This window comes from Arthrospiribacter ruber, assembly GCF_019343195.1.
Classification (GTDB): domain Bacteria; phylum Bacteroidota; class Bacteroidia; order Cytophagales; family Cyclobacteriaceae; genus Arthrospiribacter; species Arthrospiribacter ruber.
Map to the genome: position 1 here is coordinate 672,415 of NZ_RPHB01000002.1, position 18,558 is coordinate 690,972.

At 40.9% G+C, this 18,558-nt stretch carries 19 protein-coding genes; 12 read left to right on the forward strand and 7 right to left on the reverse strand.

Going from position 1 to position 18,558, the window contains the following annotated elements; translation table 11 throughout:
- Nucleotides 1-67: 67 nt before the first annotated feature.
- The 4 genes from EGN73_RS05825 to EGN73_RS05840 all read left to right on the forward strand — a co-directional run bounded on the left by EGN73_RS05825 (nt 68) and on the right by EGN73_RS05840 (nt 3,176).
- The gene (locus EGN73_RS05825; protein WP_219287583.1) at nt 68-496 is read left to right on the forward strand and encodes an IPExxxVDY family protein; all 429 of its coding nucleotides are present in this window, start codon (nt 68-70) and stop codon (nt 494-496) included.
- A gap of 13 nt (nt 497-509) precedes the next feature.
- Nucleotides 510-1,940, forward strand: coding sequence for a pyruvate kinase (pyk, locus tag EGN73_RS05830; RefSeq protein WP_219287584.1), 1,431 nt, complete (start codon nt 510-512; stop codon nt 1,938-1,940).
- A gap of 160 nt (nt 1,941-2,100) precedes the next feature.
- Nucleotides 2,101-2,343, forward strand: a complete 243-nt coding sequence (locus EGN73_RS05835) for a hypothetical protein (protein WP_219287585.1) — start codon at nt 2,101-2,103, stop codon at nt 2,341-2,343.
- A gap of 62 nt (nt 2,344-2,405) precedes the next feature.
- The gene (locus EGN73_RS05840) at nt 2,406-3,176 is read left to right on the forward strand and encodes a YdcF family protein (RefSeq protein WP_219287586.1); all 771 of its coding nucleotides are present in this window, start codon (nt 2,406-2,408) and stop codon (nt 3,174-3,176) included.
- Here EGN73_RS05840 and EGN73_RS05845 read toward each other — a convergent pair.
- The 6 genes from EGN73_RS05845 to EGN73_RS05870 form a co-directional block, all read right to left on the reverse strand.
- Nucleotides 3,173-4,315, reverse strand: coding sequence for a DUF4221 family protein (locus EGN73_RS05845; RefSeq protein ID WP_219287587.1), 1,143 nt, complete (start codon nt 4,313-4,315; stop codon nt 3,173-3,175). The two genes, EGN73_RS05840 and EGN73_RS05845, sit on opposite strands and share 4 nt — an antisense overlap.
- A gap of 115 nt (nt 4,316-4,430) precedes the next feature.
- Nucleotides 4,431-4,889: a CBS domain-containing protein gene (locus tag EGN73_RS05850; RefSeq protein WP_219287588.1), complete on the reverse strand. Its 459-nt coding sequence runs from the start codon at nt 4,887-4,889 to the stop codon at nt 4,431-4,433.
- Between the two features lie 113 nt (nt 4,890-5,002).
- Nucleotides 5,003-6,538, reverse strand: coding sequence for an FG-GAP repeat domain-containing protein (locus EGN73_RS05855; protein ID WP_219287589.1), 1,536 nt, complete (start codon nt 6,536-6,538; stop codon nt 5,003-5,005).
- Between the two features lie 86 nt (nt 6,539-6,624).
- The gene (locus EGN73_RS05860; RefSeq protein WP_219287590.1) at nt 6,625-7,206 is read right to left on the reverse strand and encodes a sugar O-acetyltransferase; all 582 of its coding nucleotides are present in this window, start codon (nt 7,204-7,206) and stop codon (nt 6,625-6,627) included.
- Nucleotides 7,207-7,947, reverse strand: a complete 741-nt coding sequence (locus tag EGN73_RS05865) for a copper homeostasis protein CutC (RefSeq protein WP_219287591.1) — start codon at nt 7,945-7,947, stop codon at nt 7,207-7,209.
- Nucleotides 7,944-8,933, reverse strand: coding sequence for an isoaspartyl peptidase/L-asparaginase family protein (locus EGN73_RS05870; RefSeq protein WP_219287592.1), 990 nt, complete (start codon nt 8,931-8,933; stop codon nt 7,944-7,946). Before EGN73_RS05870 ends, EGN73_RS05865 begins: the two co-directional genes overlap by 4 nt.
- 363 nt (nt 8,934-9,296) lie before the next feature.
- Between EGN73_RS05870 and EGN73_RS05875 the strand changes: the two genes are divergently transcribed.
- From EGN73_RS05875 to EGN73_RS05910, 8 genes are all read left to right on the forward strand, one after another.
- Nucleotides 9,297-10,058 carry a creatininase family protein gene (locus EGN73_RS05875; RefSeq protein ID WP_219287593.1) on the forward strand — a complete coding sequence of 254 codons (762 nt, stop codon included), beginning with the start codon at nt 9,297-9,299 and terminating at the stop codon, nt 10,056-10,058.
- A gap of 247 nt (nt 10,059-10,305) precedes the next feature.
- Nucleotides 10,306-11,184 (forward strand): phytanoyl-CoA dioxygenase family protein, encoded by an 879-nt coding sequence (locus EGN73_RS05880; protein WP_219287594.1) that lies wholly within the window; start codon nt 10,306-10,308, stop codon nt 11,182-11,184.
- Between the two features lie 12 nt (nt 11,185-11,196).
- Nucleotides 11,197-13,203 (forward strand): alpha-ketoacid dehydrogenase subunit alpha/beta, encoded by a 2,007-nt coding sequence (locus tag EGN73_RS05885; RefSeq protein ID WP_219287595.1) that lies wholly within the window; start codon nt 11,197-11,199, stop codon nt 13,201-13,203.
- Between the two features lie 100 nt (nt 13,204-13,303).
- On the forward strand, nt 13,304-14,032 hold the full coding sequence (locus EGN73_RS05890) for a lysophospholipid acyltransferase family protein (RefSeq protein ID WP_219287596.1): 729 nt from the start codon (nt 13,304-13,306) through the stop codon (nt 14,030-14,032).
- A gap of 15 nt (nt 14,033-14,047) precedes the next feature.
- The gene (omp85, locus tag EGN73_RS05895) at nt 14,048-15,514 is read left to right on the forward strand and encodes an Omp85 family outer membrane protein (RefSeq protein WP_219287597.1); all 1,467 of its coding nucleotides are present in this window, start codon (nt 14,048-14,050) and stop codon (nt 15,512-15,514) included.
- A gap of 119 nt (nt 15,515-15,633) precedes the next feature.
- Nucleotides 15,634-16,962, forward strand: coding sequence for an alpha-L-fucosidase (locus EGN73_RS05900; protein WP_219287598.1), 1,329 nt, complete (start codon nt 15,634-15,636; stop codon nt 16,960-16,962).
- Nucleotides 16,963-17,099: 137 nt separating this feature from the next.
- Complete coding sequence (locus EGN73_RS05905; protein ID WP_343207084.1) at nt 17,100-17,282, forward strand: hypothetical protein; 183 nt, start codon at nt 17,100-17,102, stop codon at nt 17,280-17,282.
- A 100-nt stretch (nt 17,283-17,382) separates the two neighbouring features.
- Nucleotides 17,383-17,793 (forward strand): rhodanese-like domain-containing protein, encoded by a 411-nt coding sequence (locus tag EGN73_RS05910; RefSeq protein ID WP_219287600.1) that lies wholly within the window; start codon nt 17,383-17,385, stop codon nt 17,791-17,793.
- A 32-nt stretch (nt 17,794-17,825) separates the two neighbouring features.
- On the opposite strand, the gene EGN73_RS05915 is transcribed toward EGN73_RS05910, so the two are convergent.
- The gene (locus EGN73_RS05915; protein WP_219287601.1) at nt 17,826-18,557 is read right to left on the reverse strand and encodes a 3-keto-disaccharide hydrolase; all 732 of its coding nucleotides are present in this window, start codon (nt 18,555-18,557) and stop codon (nt 17,826-17,828) included.
- Nucleotide 18,558: the final 1 nt, after the last annotated feature.

An 18,558-nucleotide genomic window follows, 5' to 3' on the forward strand; every position in this document is an offset into this window, starting at 1 on the left:
TTGGCCCTAGCATCCGCAAAAGTTAAGGGAATATTTCTACCTTTGTTTTTTACCAATTCTTCCTTCAATGAAGAAAATTAAACTTGTAGTCGAACACCAATTTGATTTTGAACTTTTGGGTATAGTGGCACCGCTCAAAGACTATAAGATGGCTTGGGTGATCAATCATGTTTTGGACCTAAAACTGATAAAAGCCCAGGATCTGGTGCTGGAGTTTATAGAAGATCCCAAGATTGAAATATCCAAATACATGGAAAAAATGGATCATGGCTTCGTCCAGTTGCTCAAGAACAAATCCATCTCCAAAAGAACAAATGCTGCTTACCTGATACCCGAACTCAAAATCATGGATTACTTTCTTCTGCTACAGGATCAGACCTTCGAATTGGATATTAATGTGTATATTGAGCGCTTAAGTGAAAGCCCACATATTCAAAATGTAGTTAAATTGGATGTTTCCAAAATCAAATCAAAAGAAAATCTACTTACCTATTAATTCTTAAATTAACATGAGTATTGCACTTTACAACAAAACAAAAATCTTAGCAACTATAGGCCCAGCTTCCAATAACCCTGATACTTTGGCCAGTCTGGCAAGCGCCGGAGCAAATGTCTTCCGCTTGAATTTTTCGCATGGAGATCATAAAATACATGCCTCAGTCGTCAAAATGATCAGAAAGCTCAACAAGGAAAAAAGCCTCAACCTGGGCATACTTCAAGACCTTCAAGGACCAAAGATTCGTGTCGGTGAAATGGAAAACGGGGGCGTAGCGATCAAAGCCGGCCAAAAAATAACCATTACCAACGACCCTGTTGTGGGAAATGCTGAGCTGGTAAGCACCGTGTACCAAAACCTGCCCAATGATGTAAAAGCCGGGGACAGAATCCTGATCGACGATGGCAACATAGAGTTGGCAGTAAATAATACAGATGGCAAAAATGTAAGGTGCGTGGTTATCCATGGAGGTTTGCTAAAATCAAGAAAAGGCATCAACCTTCCAAACACCAAAGTGTCTGCACCTTCTCTTACAGAAAAGGACATTGCTGATCTTGAATTCGGACTGAAGCAAGATGTGGACTGGATTGCTCTTTCCTTTGTAAGGTCAGCTGATGATATCAAAGACTTAAGAGAAAGAATCAAAGCAGCAGGGAAAGACTGCAAGATTGTAGCTAAAATCGAAAAACCGGAAGCACTCAAAAACATTGATGCTATCATAGAAGCTACAGATGCCATTATGGTTGCCAGGGGTGACCTAGGTGTAGAAGTCCCTATGGAAACAGTTCCACTTTGGCAGAAGCAGATGGTACAAAAATGTAAGCTTGCCTGCAAGCCTGTGATCATTGCCACCCAAATGTTGGAAAGTATGACCACACACCCTCGGCCAACTAGAGCTGAAACTAATGATGTCGCTACCGCTGTCTTGGACGGTGCAGATGCAGTAATGCTATCTGCTGAAACTGCATCGGGTGAATTCCCCGTCAACGCAGTAAAAGCCATGAGCAGCATCATTAATTATATAGAGAACAACCATGATGTATTCCATCATTTATACAAAATCCCAGAAGATGATGCTAATTTCTATTCCAAAAACCTGACTTTAATGGCGGCACGTCTCTCAAGAAATGTAAAAGCAAAAGCCCTTGTAGGGATCACCTCCTCAGGAATGACGGCTTTGAGACTGGCATCTTTCCGACCTTTAGCCAATCTACTGGTCTTCACCCGAAACAAGAAACTGATGACACAGCTGAGCTTGGTATGGGGTGTGAAATCTTACCATTATGAAAGCAACGTTTCTACCGATGCCACCTTCATGGATATCCAAAATCAGCTAAAGAAGGACGGCTATGTAAAAAATGGCGACATCATCATCAATACTGCCAGTATGCCATTGAAGGCAAAAGGAAGAACGAACATGTTGAAAATCCACGAAGTGGAATAATCCGAAATGAATATTGATCAAAAAAGCTGTCAATTTAATTGGCAGCTTTTTTTGTTTCCTGCCAAATTCCAGAGACTAATCCAACCATTATAATTGATTGTTTTCACAGGATTTATTAGTCAAAATTTTGTTTGCTCAAAGGATTTCCCTAACTTTTAGCATGGCTTCTGGAAATAAACACCATATTAGAACGGAAAAATCCATGGACGCAAGGTCCATGAATGATAGTGTGCAATCCAGAAAGAACTTGCAATTCCATAATTTTTCCGTCATGAATGAGCATGTCCCGGAGATGTTTGCAGAGGACTTAGAGCAGCAGGAAGAAAGCGGTAGCAACAATTACTTGGTTTTGGCTTTTTTTGCGCTGTTAGTCATCCTTTCCGCTTCGCTATTTTTCTTATAATTTGCACTGAAATTTGTTAACGTTTTTTTTTGTGAGGCTTATATTGCGAGAAATTTACTCACATGTTCTTTTACCTTTCCCAATTTTTGAGTTTCCTGGCCATGCCCCTCACCATTATCGTGGCTTTGTTGGCAATAGGTCTCATATTTTATAAAAAATCATTTTCCAGAAGACTCCTTTTGATGGGTTTTGCTCTTTTATTGTTTTTCACCAATCCATTTATTTCCAACCTGAGTATGCTGGCTTGGGAGCCGGATTTCAAGCCTTTTGATACGCTCCCTGAATACGAGCTGGGAATCGTACTAACAGGAGTCACCAACTTAAGCAAAACAGCTTATGACAGAACTTTCTTTGACAAAGGGGCCGACAGGGTCACTCACGCCATACAGCTTTACAAGCTAGGAAAAATCAAAAAAATACTCATCACTGGTGGACAAGGATTAAATCCTGTCAATACGAATACAGAAGCTGAATGGCTGAGAGATGTGATGCTTTTGGCAGAAATCCCTGCAGAAGATATTTTAATAGAAAATCAAGCCAAAAACACCTACCAAAATGCGGTACTGGCAAAGGAAACTTTAGAAATTGTTGGATACAGACCGGATCAAGAGCATTTGTTGATCACTTCTGCATTTCACATGAGAAGGGCCAAAGGTTGTTTTAATAAAGTGGGGCTTAGGACTGTGACTTTTCCGGTAGATTATTACACCCACGATATCAAGATTGATATCCCAAATCTACTTTACCCTGATCCAAAAAGCATGGCTACATGGCACACGCTCTTTAAAGAATGGATCGGAATTACTGTGTATAAAATTGCAGGCTACATTTAATCTAGCTCTACTCTTTCAATCAATCTAAAGGTCAGAAACTCCTCATCCAGCTCAGGATTATTTCCATGTGCAGTACTGTACCACACCCCCTTGCTGTTTTCGATCATATAATTTGGATTGGATTGGTTTTCAGGAAGCAAGATCTCTCCTATCAATTCTAAATCAGAATTCAAAATCACCAAACCCCATTTGGACTGAATAAACTGCCTCATATCTGTCTGGCTTTCATCCGGAACTTCTTCAAATTTGGCTATTCTGATATATATTTGATTTTCAGGGAAATATTGGATCCCTTCATAAATATCCGAATAACTCACAATCCTCATGATCTCTTTCATATCCTCAAACATAGACTTGTTTGAGATGGGAGGGTGATTTTTAAAAGCTGAAAGCAGGGCTAGATATTTACTTGTTTCACCCTGATCATGTACATAGATATTTTTAAAATTATGATTGATCAGCACTTCTTGGCCTTTGCCTTTGAAAATCGTAGGAAGGATAAGTTTATTGAGATTGGTACCCAGAAACTCACTGTCATAATTACTCAGTTTAATGATTTCATTGCTTTCCAAATCAAAAGAAACAAGGTTTGGCATTTCCGAAATTTCTGAAGGAGAATGCACTGTCCAATCAAACGACAAAGGCATCACTGGCAGATATATCTTATCCCCAACTTTGACAAAAGAAAATGTCATCAAGGATAGCCCCTCTTCCATCAAGTCCTCTGAGCTTAATTCCCAAGTCTTTACAATCTTCAAGTCCCTATTTAATTGGTAAAGAATGTCAGCGGGAGACATAATCCAAAAAATCCCATCTTCATCAACCCAAAGATCTGCTATCCCACCTTTGATTCCTTCTGGCCCCTCTGTCTGAACTTCACGTACCAATGACAATTGCAAAGTATTTCTATCATATTCAGCCAGCGAATTTCTACTTGGATCAAATAGGTATACATTACTGGAATTTGAAAGCATCCTATGACCAAAATGCCCCCATCCCTCTGGAAGTTTCAGGTCAAAAGTTTCTTCAGAAATCTGGAATTTATTAAGATTACTTTTATCAGCATTATTTTCAGAACCAGCACAAGCATTCAATACCGTGAGTAAAATCAAAAGGGGGAAGAAATATTTACAAGACATATTTTAAAATTTAGTCAGACCATACAAGTCTACTAAATTTTTAACAATAAACTAAATTTTCTTACTTAAGATGGATTTTTTGGCTTACACTCGATTCGAAAAGCTTTCTTCCTTTCTACCAAGTGGTTTCACGAAGCTTAGGAAAAGCCCTTATGATATCTGAGAGACTTATCTGTCCTACCAATTGCCCATCTTTGAGAACTGGAAACCTTCTGATTTTCATTTCTAGAAATTTTTGTGCCGCATCGAAAAGGGACATTTCTGGAGAAAGTGTCATTACATTCTCAGTCATGTGTTCTGATACTTTTCCCGGAAAAGAAGGTGTATTAGAATACTTTCCTTTTATGATTTCTTTGAGGCAATCCACCTCAGAAATAATTCCGACAAGCTTTCCATCATGGTTGACTACGGGAGCTCCGGAAATTTTCCTTTTTGTGAGCATATCCAGCACGTGATCTATAGAGTCCTCAGGATGAAAAGTAACCAAATTGGTACTCATATGGTCCTGGACCATAATTGGGGCAGCGGTCTTTTTGGGTTCTACGACCCTGACACCTTGAAAACTTTTTACCATGGCAATTTTGAGTTTATGTGAGTCGAATAAATTAACACCAAAACCTTAAAAATCAAAATGCTATTTCACAAATTATACATTAAAAAAAATTATACAACTGAAATAACTTGAACCTAAAAATTGTTTTCGAGATAAACATAAGGAACCCAATCTCCCATTGGAAAAGCTCTGGAGGTGGAAAAATCAAAACAACCCAATATCAAATCCTTCTTCCCATTCCCTGAAATATCAGCAGCATCCATGGTCATTAAATTATACTTGCCCAAATCATCTTTTTTATAAATATCAAAATTCAAACTTCCGGCATTCTCTAGATACAGAAAATTATTTCTTTGTCCGTTTTCCCTTTCAGGAAAATAAGACAACACTGCCAAATCAAGCCTTCCGTTAAGATTAAAGTCTTCTACCAAAAGGGCACTTGCTCCATGAAAAGGTTGAAAATAGGATTCGGTGAATTTATTTTGGCCATCATTCTTATAAATCCTCACACCATGATAAGGCTTAGGAATGATTGAAAGATCTGCATTGTCCCCTGATACCAGTATGATGTCTTTGTAGCCATCTCCATCCATGTCTTCAAAAAACATATCCGAAGCCCCGAAAAGCGGTTGGAATCCCAACCATTTTTCTTCCCTGAATTTCCCTTTGCCTTGATTGAGGTAAACATACACCCCTTCATAGGCCTGAGTCATCAAGGCTATAACATCCGGAAGTCCATCTCCATTAATGTCTTCTATAGTCGCCTTTCTTGCACCTGGCCTGTTATTAAAGTATCTTTTGATGTATCCGCTTTCCTTTTGCTCGTACCAGACCAATTGACCGACATGATGTCCAAATTCAGAGATGACAATATCTTGCCTTCCGTCTTGATTGAGATCTTCATAAACAAAGTGTACTGGTCTAGTGAGACTATCCAAAACGGGACTAACTCTTTTATCCGAAAAATTACTATATGACTCCAACTTACCGATAGAGGTATTGGAAGGATCCATTACCCCCGTAGTGAGAAGGTCAAACCTATCTTTTCCATAGAAATAGATATCCGAAGCAGGACTTGAAATCCTAATAGAATCTTTGAGATCATTGCGCAAGACATCTGCCTTAAAAACCTGCCTAAATCTATCCCCGAAATAAAGGACACCTTCTTCCGCCTCCCATCTTAAAAAGGTGGTGAAATTAGGTCTTTGTTTCCCTGTCTTGGGCACTTTGATTTTCCAATTTTCAGCCTCTTTAATTGACTGAAAATCAAGGCCATTACCCGGCAAACTCTCGGGAGAATTTTCCAAATAATAGGATTCCATCACTTTCCATTCGCTAAGAGAAATCAATGCCTGCTTGGCATAAACCCCTTCAGGAGCATCAATATCAGCGCCTACCGCATGTCCAAAATCCTCTTCTGTAATCAAGCCCATCCTTCTTCTCATATCCGGCAGAACAGAGTTTCTCCAAGTAGCCTTGTCCAACAATGCCGGATCGGGTTTAAGGTGACAAGCACCACAATATGCATCCGTAAGGGTTTTTCCATCCATCACCTCTTCATCCAGACTTATAGAAGCGACATGGTCGAGGTCAGACTTTTCACTTTCAATTCTTTTGGAACAAGCAAATAAAAAAAAACAGAGCAGTAAAAAAGTGGAGATATTTTGCATTTGGGATTTGATTTTCACTAGAAAAATAGTGTCAAATTTACAGTTAAACCACCTCTTTGGGATAAATGGAAAAATCAATATGCCAATCAGGATAATTCCCTGATAACTTTTGCGGGGCTTCCCATGGCCAGAACATTGGCTGGAATATCTTTTGCAACCAAAGACCCAGCGGCAATGGTGGTATTCTCACCTATGCTTACCCCAGGAAGAATCACAGAATTCCCTCCTATCCAGCAGTTGTCACCAATACTGACCGGTAAAGCTTTGGTTAGGTATGGTGCATAATCAGGCTCCTGATTCAGTATAACGCGTTCTTTGGCCGAAAGGGGATGGGTAGCAGTATAAACCTGCACATTAGGACCTATAAGCACATTTTGACCAATCATTATTTTAGCACAGTCAAGCAAAACAGCTCCTGTATTGATAAAAGTATTTCCCCCTATTTCAATGTGCATCCCATAATCACAGTAAAAAGGTGCTTCTATCCAGACTCCCTCATCTAACTTTCCAAAAAGCTCCCTCAACAATAAAACTTTTCCTTCAGTATCTCTGGAAGACAAAGCATGCCATTTTTGCAAAAGCTCCTTGGCCCTATGGTAACATTCCAAAAGTTCAGGATCCCTGGAATTGTAAAAATGCCCCCTTTCCAGTTTTTCTCTTTCTGTCATTTAGCTTATCGCCTTTTTAAATTTCAACACTTCAAATTCATCAACAGTCAGGACCTTTTTAAACATTTCAGGATCTGAGGAAAGGCTGACTTTTGAATACACAAACCGGCTTTTTGAAGGTCTGAATCCCTTACAACTGGCATGAATCTCTTGAAATGCTGAATGATTTTTGAACTCATGAACATGTTCGGATCTGGATCCACCACCTGGCATGATGATAATCCTTTCTGCTGCCCAATCCATGTAGGATTTGATATTCTCCAGTCCCAAGCTAACTGTATTTTCTCCTCCGGAAGTAAGTATCCTCTTAAATCCAAGGGATACAATTTCCTCCAGTGCTATCTTTTTGTCCACCGTAATGTCAAAAGCCCTGTGAAATGTGCAGGGCAATCCTTCTGCAGCTTCCAGCAAATACTGACAGGCTGCTTTGTCTACCTGACCAACTTCATCCAAAACCCCGAAAACAAAACCCTCAGCTCCATGAGATTTCAGGATCTGAATATCATTGCGCATTGCTACCAATTCTTCTTGCTCATATACGAAATCCCCCCCTCTTAGTCTTATCATCACAAAGACAGGGGTATTGATTTTTGATTTGATCAGCTTAAGCAGTCCTGCGCTGGGGGTAGTACCACCCTCGCCAAAATCCGCACACAATTCCAGCCTATCAATCCCAAATGCTGATGCCCTCAATGCCGCTTCAACTGTATAGACAGGAGCTTCCAAAAGTATTTTTCTCATTTAAACCAAGATTTAGAATCTACCAATACTTTCTCCTGTTGATTGTGTCTGGCAAAGTTAAAACCAGGGTGTACTGCAAAAGCCCCTGATTCTCCATCCTTATTGATGGCCAAAAATCCCGCCTGAATATCTTTAATATCTTTGCTGTTTTTGGCTACCAGTCTTCTTACCGCTTCTTCGCATGCTTCCTGGGGTGTCCTTCCTTGACGCATCAGTTCAACAATCAAAAAACTTCCACAAATTCTAATAATTGACTCCCCCAATCCTGTGGCAGTGGCAGCCCCGACTTCATCATCCACATACAAACCCGCACCTATGATAGGACTGTCCCCTACCCTACCGTGCATTTTGAATGCAAGACCAGAAGTAGTACAAGAACCTGCCATTTTCCCGTTTGCATCAATTCCGATCATTCCTATCGTATCATGATTTTCTATATTGATGATTGGCTTGTATTTTGACTCTACTTTCCACTCCTTATACATTTCCTCAGCTTTGGGGCTTAGTGTTTCCTCTTCCATAGGGAAGCCCTGCGCAATGGCAAACTGACGTGCTCCTTCCCCCGCCAGCATCACATGGGGCGTTTCTTCCATAACCCTTCTGGCCAAAGAAATCGGATGCCGTACCTGCCTCACAAAGGCAACTGTTCCACAGGAGCCATCCCCTTTCATAATAGATGCATCCAAAGTGGGGATACCCTCTCTATCAGGAAGCCCCTGAAGTCCCACAGATAAGTTGTCCATATCTAGCTCTGTCACTTTCACACCTTCCTCCACTGCATCTACCAAGTTTCCGGACTGCATCAAAACCTCCCAAGCCCTATCATTGGCCGGCATGCCGTGCTCCCAGGTACTTAAGATAAGGGGTTTTTGACTTTGTGATTTTTTGGAAAAAGTGAAAGCTTCACCGGCTTTCAAAATTCCCGAAGGGAGCATCAATGACGTCCCTAATAATGAGGTTTTGAGGAATGACCTTCTGTTAGACATGGGGTTCTATATTTTTAGATATTATCATGAACAAATCAATGTGGCAACAATATCATAAAAATATCAAGGACTTCTTTAAACTTTAATAAAAAAATTAAAAAAGTATCGACCATTGGTAAAAGACTATTTACGCATTTCGAAAAACAATCTTAATTTTAATCTTGCTTAAAAGTCTAACCTGCCAGGTTTTACCTAATATTTTGGTTTAAATTATTTAGATTTATTAACCTGGCAGGTTTTAAGCTTATTTTAGATTCTGAATATCGGTGTGCAATAAAAAAACAAGATTTTTAATGGCTACTGACATCATTCCGGATCTACTTATCTTAGACTATACAAAATTATATACCAAACATAAAGCCCATGAGACCTTATATACTTGCTGAAAACAACTGGAAGAACCTCAAAACAGAACGTTTTGAACTGGCAGTTCTTCCTTGGGGAGCAACTGAAGCCCACAATTACCACATGCCTTATGGTACGGACATATTTGAGGCGGATGCCATTTCCGGTGAGGCCGGTAGAATTGCCTGGGAAAAAGGCGCAAAAGTTACAGTGCTGCCTACTATCCCTTTTGGTGTAAATACTGGCCAACATGACATCTACTTGGATATCAACATGAATCCAAGTACCCAAATAGCCATTATCAGGGACATTCTCACTGTACTCAACAGACAGGGAGTCAAGAAATTTCTGATTGTCAACAGTCATGGAGGTAATCATTTTAAAACCATGCTCAGGGAACTGGGACTTGAATTTCCGGAAATGTTGTTGATGACCTGCAACTGGTTTCAGGCTTTGGACAAAAGCAAATATTTTGAGGAAGCCGGAGACCATGCTGATGAAATGGAAACCAGCCTGATCATGCATTTACACCCGGAATTGGTAGGTCCTTTGGAAGAGGCCGGAGACGGAAAAGAAAAAATGCCGAAGATCGAAAGTCTAAAGGAAAAATGGGCTTGGGCAGAGAGACGATGGTCACAGGTCACAGAAGATACCGGTATTGGCAATCCTAAAAAAGCAAGCGCAGAAAAAGGCAAAAGGTATTTTGATGACGTTTGCCACAAAGTGGCCAAGCTGATGGTTGAGATTTGCGAGGCAGATACAAATGACCTCTATGGGTAAAAGATCCATAGGTCAGACCTACTTTGTCAGGTTAGAAAATGACAAAAAAAATCGCCAGGTTTCTTTTTGAAATGATAAATAATAAATCTGTTTTGGCTTCTACACCTGGAAGGTATGACCCAAACTGCTTTTTTGACAATTTAGGATTAGTTAACTACGCCATTGTCTTCACAATCGTTGTATTTATTAATCCCAAAATCAATTGAATACAACTAATTAAGATCCCGCATAAAAACCCCAAAATATCATGCAAGACCTATCCCAAATCCATCAACCAATCAGTGATTTATTCCCATGGCCCCAATCCGAAAAAGAATGGGAGCAGTATAAACTAAGTCAAGACCAACTGGATTTCTTTCATGAATACGGCTATCTCAGCGGCATCAAATTGCTGGATGAGCGTCAAATAGAAGTTTTGCGAACAGAACTTGAAAAACTACAAGACCCAGAACATCCCCTCAACCACCTTTTCCACGAATACCACAGCAACGAATCCTCAGATCCCAATACCGTGCTTTTCCATTCATTGGGACATTGGAGAATTTCAGAAGCTTTCCATGATGCCATATGGAACCCTGCTTTTGTTATGGCCGCACATCAACTTTTGGGAGAAAGGGGCTTAAGATTTTGGCACGATCAGCTGTTCTGCAAGCCTGCCAAACATGGTGGTGTAGTGGCTTGGCATCAGGATTATTCCTACTGGACCAGAACGATCAAAATGCAGCACTTGACCTGTTGGTGCGGGTTGGATGATGCTGACGAAGAAAATGGCTGTCTGCATTACATCCCCAAAAGCCATACTTGGGGCTTATTGGAAAAGCCTGCTTTGGCTGGAGATATGGATGGTCTGAAAGCTTTTATGACAGAAGATCAGCTGAAAGATTTTAATCCGGTAGCCATTCCATTGAAGGCTGGCCATGCAACGTTTCACCATCCTTTGATGGTGCATGGCAGTTATCCCAATCACTCCGAAAGAAGCAGAAGGGCATTTGTGCTCAATGTTTTTGCGGACGGCACAATTTCAAATACAGATGAAGAATTGTTGAAAGGTGTTCCTGTGATACCCAAAGGTCAAAAAATGGAAGGGCAATTTTTTCCATTGCTTTTTTCATCTAATTTGGTGTGAAAATTCACAGATATGACCCAGATAAAAACCGCAGAAAATCTCTTCCAGTTTGACATTGGAGGAATAAGCAAAGAAACCCACCTACAACTCTACGAATCTCTTCTGATGCCCAGAAGGATTGAAGAAAAAATGCTTATTCTGTTAAGGCAGGGAAAAATTTCAAAATGGTTTAGCGGCTGGGGTCAGGAAGCCATTTCTATCGGTGTGGTCAATGCCTTGGAAAAAGACGAATTCATCCTGCCCATGCACCGGAATCTTGGAATATTCACAGGCCGGGACATTCCATTGTCAAGACTTTTTGCACAGTTTCAGGGTAAGAAAACCGGATTTACCAAAGGCCGGGACCGTTCTTTTCATTTTGGTTCTATTGAGCACCATATAGTAGGGATGATTTCCCATTTAGGCCCTCAAATGGCCATTGCTGACGGAATTGGCTTGGCACATAAACTATCCAATGAAAAAAAAGTCTGCCTGGTATTTTCGGGAGACGGGGCAAGTTCAGAGGGAGACTTTCATGAAGGACTCAATGTTGCTGCGGTATGGAAACTTCCTGTCATTTTTGTTGTAGAGCACAACGGCTATGGGCTTTCTACTCCCAGTGAAGAGCAGTTTGCCTTTACGAATTTTACGGACAAGGGTCCCGGATACGGAATAGAAAGCTACAGAATTGATGGAAACAATGTAGCAGAAGTATATTCCATGATCAAAAAACTGGCTGAAGGAATCAGAGAGAACCCAAGACCTATTTTAGTCGAAGCCATGACATTCAGAATGCGCGGACACGAAGAAGCTTCCGGCACCAAGTATGTCCCAAAAGATTTGATGGAATCCTGGGCCATAAAAGACCCTGTCCTCAATTATGAGAAATTTTTGCTGGACCGGGGCATTCTCAGCGAATCCATATTAAAAGAACTGAATACCAAGATCAAAAAACTGATCAATGAAGGGCTGGACGAAGCTTTTTCGGAAAGTTCAATCACAGCTGATAGCCAAGAGGAACTTTCTGATTTATACGCTCCTTTTTCTCAGGTTCCAATATCCCCAAATTCCGGTAATTCCAGAGAATTGAGATTTGTAGATGCCATCTCGGATGCGCTGAAACAATCCATGCAAAAGTTCCCAAATCTGGTATTGATGGGTCAGGATATCGGAACCTACGGTGGGGTATTTAAAATCACCGATGGATTTGTCGAGGCCTTCGGCAAAGAAAGGGTAAGAAACACACCACTTTGTGAAAGTGCAATTATCGGAGCTGCACTTGGGCTTTCCATCAAAGGATATAAAGCCATGGTAGAAATGCAGTTTGCAGATTTTGTGTCAGTAGGATTCAATCAGATAGTTAACAACCTTGCAAAAATTCACTACCGCTGGGGGCAAAATGCAGATGTGGTTGTCAGGATGCCTACAGGTGCGGGAGTTGCTGCGGGCCCATTTCATTCCCAGTCAAACGAAGCATGGTTTTTCCATACTCCAGGGCTGAAAATTGTATATCCATCTAACCCGTATGACGCTAAAGGTCTGCTTAATGCTGCCTTAGAAGATCCCAACCCCTATTTGTACTTCGAGCACAAGGCGCTTTACAGGTCTCTCACTGGAGAAGTCCCTGATGACTATTATACCTTACCAATTGGCCAGGCAAAATTAGTCACAGAAGGCAGCGAGGTATCCATTATCACCTATGGAATGGGGGTACATTGGGCAAAATCTACAGCTGAATCCCTAGGCTGCAAGGCAGATATTCTGGATTTGAGAACCTTATTGCCATGGGACAAAGATGCCGTTGAAAAAACTGTGAGAAAAACAGGCAAGGTTATTTTCCTGCAGGAGGATTGTCTAACAGGAGGTATTGGTGGGGAAATTTGTGCATGGATAGCAGAACATTGCTTCCAATATCTGGATGCTCCCGTAATGAGGGAAGGAAGCTTGGACACTCCAGTACCATTTGCACCCCCATTGGAAAAAAACTTTCTTCCTGTGGAGCGATTTTCCGATAAGCTAAAGAATTTACTGGAGTATTAAAAAAAAGAAACCCCTGAAAAACGCTTTCAGGGGTTGTTTTGCAAGCAAAGAGTGAAAGATTTGTTTACGATATTTCAAAAGTAATCAAAGTCAAAGGATTATGAAAATCTTCCAATGGATATATACAGCCTATGCTGCATTGCTGTTCGTCCTTTTGATGATTATCTTTGGGCTTTTTATCATTTTACCCTTGGTTTTAAGCCCCAGGGGAGGAAAAGTATCATTTATATTTATAAGGTTATGGGCTAGGATTTGGTCATTATTGACCGGAATCAGGTATGAAGTGCATGGAAGACAGCACATTGACCCCAAACAAGCCTACATTTACATTTTCAATCACCGTTCATTTATAGATGCACCAGTCATTCCTATAGCTATTCGTCAGGAAGTGAGAGCTATAGGAAAAAAGGAACTCTCAAAAATCCCGATCTTTGGTTTGATCGTATCAAGAGTTGCCGTTTGGGTAGACAGAAAGGATACCGCTTCCAGAAAAGCCTCTGTAGAAATTTTAAAGGAGATCCTTGCCAAAGGTATTTCCATAGTAGTGGCTCCTGAAGGCACACGCAACGATACAGGACAAACACTTTTACCTTTTCAAAAAGGCGCATTTAGGATCGCTGTGGAAACAGGCACCTCTATCATGCCCATGGCTGTGTTAGGTGCAGACAAAATAATGAAAAGAGGATCCTTGCTTATGAAGCCGGGTAAGGTCAGGATTTACTTCTCCTCCCCCATTTCCCCTGAACAATACCAAAAAGATGAAGGTTATATTCAATTATCGGACAAATGTTTCAACAGGCTAGAAGCAATGATCCTAACTCATGAATAAAGTAAAAAACCGAACATGCCCTTTTTAAAGCAGAGCACCTTTTATCTAATTCTGTTTTTTTTACCATCTCTTGTCAAGGCGCAAAACGACACTTTACCCTTTTCCATCAGTGAAAAACGCAGGATCTCTGAACAAAAGTTAGAATCAAAAAGAGAAGGATGGTACCTTACCGGCCTCCCCAAAATAGGATATGATCCAATACAAGGTTTTGGCTTTGGGGCTGAAGGTGAAATCTTCAACAATGGCAAAAGGGAGGATCCTTTCTTTGCTTATACGCCTTACAGAAGTAAAATCAGTTTTTCAGCTTCTTACACCCAATTCGGTAAAGTTTCAGCCGGTCTGGGCCTGGACATGCCCTATTTTCTGGATACAAAATGGCGGCTAAGGGCCAGCTTTTCATTCTCAGACAATCCCAACAAGATCTATTTCTCTCCTGGAGAGGCTTCCATGCAAGCACTCGAATATACGGACAGAGTAACAGGAGAAAGGGTTACCAATGCCCAATTTAACGATTATCGAAGAGCACTTTCTGTAGTGAGAGGGCCCAATCCATGGGAAGGGGAAGTCCCAGGAGTATTATACACTGACCGCAATTTCAATTACAACCGCTACACCAAATATGCATTAGATGTGATTTTGGAAAGGACTTATCTCGATGGTGACCTTAGGGTGGTATTTGCGGGAGGAATAGTCAATCTAAGTTACAATCCATATGACTTTGATGTGGAAAGTCGGGCTTTGGACCGTGATGGCAACCGGATTGAGGCTGTCAATGGAATAACCCAGATTACCAGAGATTTTCAACAAGCTGAGCGGGGGAATCCTGATTCCTTCTGGCTGCAGAACAATATTGTAGGATATGACGGTGGTTTTTCTGTAAAGTTAAAAGGAGGTCTAATATATGACACTAGAGATTTTGAGCCCAATCCAGCTAAAGGAACCTTATTGGAATACTCCATGGGATACACTGCTCCTTGGTTGGGATCAGACTTCAACTATAGCAGGCATCAGGTACAATGGATGCAGTTTGGACAGGTTTTTGGATTCATGCCCAACAAAAACATTTTGGCTGGCCGATTGATGTTCAGCACCATCGGTGGTCAGTCCGTATTTTTCAGAGAAGTATTTGACATCTGGAGTGCCAGTCAAGGAAGAATCGGAGTACTCGGAGGGGAAGATACCATGCGGGGTTTTAAAAAATTCAGATTTGGAGGCATGGCCATGGGAATGGGCAATATTGAGCTGAGAAGTCAGATCAGCTCATTTTCAAGCTGGAATCAGGATTTTGAAATAGACCTAGTACCCTTTTTTGACTTTGGCAGAGTTTGGGACGGCTTGAACAGCATCCGTCTTTCAGGATTCAAATACAATCCCGGGCTTGGAGCTAGAGTGATTTGGAACCAGTCTACTGTTATCCGCCTGGACTACGCCAGATCAGTAGAGGACTCCCAGTTCTTTTTGGTTTTCGGCCAGTTGTTTTAGACAATCGGCTTACATTTTCAAATCTGCATATTTTTTTTGCATAAATACCTACCCAATATTTTTTCCAGCTAAAAAATCATTACTTTTTATTCACAATCCGAACCCGAAATTCCAGAATTATGAGAAAGCCAATTCTAATCTGCTTGATTCTATCGCTTTTATTCTCCAATCATGAGGTTTTTTCTCAAAAAGACTACCAGCCATCCCCGGAAAATCTTAAAAACAGAGAATGGTTTCAGGACAACAAGTATGGACTCTTTGTCCATTGGGGGGTCTACTCTGTCATGGCAGGTGGTGGGGACATGGGAATTGCCGAATGGATTATGAACCAAAAACAGATTCCCATAGTGGCTTATGAAAATTTGCCGGGATTTTTCAACCCCATTGAATTTGATGCTGAAGAATGGGTAGCAATGGTTAAAAAAGCCGGAATGCGATACATCACCATCACCTCTAAGCATCATGATGGATTTGCGATGTACGACTCCAAAGCTTCTGATTACAACATAGTCAAAAAGACACCATTCAAGCGAGACGTACTTAAAGAACTCAAAGATGCCTGTGACAAGGAAGGCATCAAGCTTTTCTTCTATTACTCCCAGCTGGATTGGCACCATCCCGATTACTTTCCAAGAGGAAGTACAGGTAGAGGATATACAGGCAGACCTGATTCCGGAGAATGGAGAAAGTACATAGATTATATGAAAGACCAACTGACTGAATTGCTGACCAACTATGGAGAAATCGGTGGGATTTGGTTCGATGGTCAATGGGACAAATATGATGAAAATTGGTACTTGGACGAAATCTACAGCCATATACATAACTTACAGCCAGGAGCCCTAATAGGCTCCAATCATCACTTGGCACCCTTTCCTGGTGAAGATTTTCAGATGTTTGAAAGAGATTTGCCAGGCGAAAACACCATGGGATTCAATAAAGGTGCTGAAATTTCCCAGGAACTGCCTCTGGAAATGTGCGAAACCATGAACGGCAGCTGGGGTTACAATATCAAGGACAGAAGGTTCAAAAGTTCCAGTCAGTTATTGGAAACTATGATCAGAGCTGCTGGATATGGTGCCAATTTCCTACTGAACACAGGACCTCTGCCCAATGGAAAAATCCAATCTGAAAATGTAGACACCCTTATGGTGATGGCGAATTGGTTGGAGAAAAACGGGGAAACTATTTATGGAACCAGAAAAGGGCCAATTGAACCAAGACCTTGGGGTGTTACCACACAAAAGGACAATAAGGTGTATGTTCACATGCTGGCTTGGAAGGATGAATCTATATTGATTCCTACTGTAGGAAAAAAAGTGAAGTCTGCCACGCTTTTTGGAGACAAGAGTAAAATCCGATTTTCCGAAACCAAAGACGGAATACTATTAACTGTGCCTTACGATAAAAGAAAACCCTTGGAAACTATAGTGGTATTGGAATTGTAAGAATTTAGAATCAGGGAAAGGATTTATTGAAATAGCCCAGCTTTTTATTTCATTGGAGATTCATAATTTTATGAAATCACCAATCTAGCTCAATAACAATGAAAAAATCAAAAAGCTTCAAGTCGATTCTTTCGCTTGTGCTTGCGTTTGGATTTCTATTTGCTGTAGCCACTACATCTTGTGGACCAAAGAAATCAGAATCCGATACTGAACAAGTAGAGGAGCATCCTGCTGAAGAGGAGCATCCAACCGAGGGAGGAGAGCATCCATCAAGTAGTGAGCACCCATCCGGAGGAGGAGATCACCCTTCAAATGATTAATTTAAAGGGACCCAAATGGTTGCCTTTTTTAATTTTACACAATTTATACGAATGGATATTTTTTAATAAGTTTACAAAAACCGAAAAACAAAGACTTAATATGCATTCAAAAAAAATCAAGGCATTAGTTTTTATCATGATGATCTCGCTAACGTGGACAAGCTGCACAAGCGAAAAACAGAAGCGTGATGATCAGACGATAGTACAGGTTGACAATGCTACTTTTCAAAAATTGATCACAGAAGGCGATGGTATTTTAATTGATGTGAGAACGGAAGAAGAAATAGCTAACGGGGTCATAGATAATCCCCTCAAAATCGATTTCAGCAGTTCGGATTTCTCAGAAAAATTGGATCAATTGCCTAAAGACTCTGAAATCTACATATACTGTGCTGTAGGGGGGAGAAGCGGAAAGGCAGCTGAAATCCTGAAGGACAAAGGCTATAGCAAAATCTACAACCTCGAAGGTGGGTATGAGCAATGGAAAAAAGAAGGATTTCCTATAAACTAAAAAAAGCCGGCTTAAGACCGGCTTTTTCTATTTTAGAGTTCTTTTACTCGGATATTTCTGAACCACACTTCATCTCCATGATCTTGAAGGGCTATTTTCCCTTTTCTGTACTTGCCAAAACCCGGCATGTCTTTGAATTTGGAATTGGCTACCATCTCTTCCCATTCCGGTGTCCATAGGCTTGTAGAGACCACCATCACCCCATTGAGATGCAGTTGCAATTCACCTTGGTTAACAATAATTTCTGCAAGGTTCCATTCACCAATTGGCTTCACAGTCTCTTCGCTTGATTCGATAAGATCATATAGATCTCCCGCTCGATGGGTTCTGATTTTTGCATCAGGATGTCCGTCATTGTCCAAAACCTGCATTTCCAGACCTGTCATCCATGGATAAGAATATTCTTCTGATTCATGTACAAGGAAAATGATTCCGCTATTTCCATTCTCTGCAATTTTCCATTCCAATTGAAAATGGAAATTCTCAAATTCGTCTACGGTAACGATATCTCCTGCATCTCCTTGCTCCCAATTTTCCTTGTTGGCTGCATCAAGATATAAGGTACCATCCTTGATTTTCCAGGCATTACCAACTTCTCCGCCACCATATTTTTTCCAGCCATCAAAAGATGTCCCGTCAAATAGCTCCACCCATTCGTTTTCTTCAACCTCCACTTCTACCGTTTCGGCAGATTGTTCGGAAGAACCACCACAGGAAAAGCTTAAAGTCGCAGAAACCATTAGTAAGTATCCTAAATTTTTCATT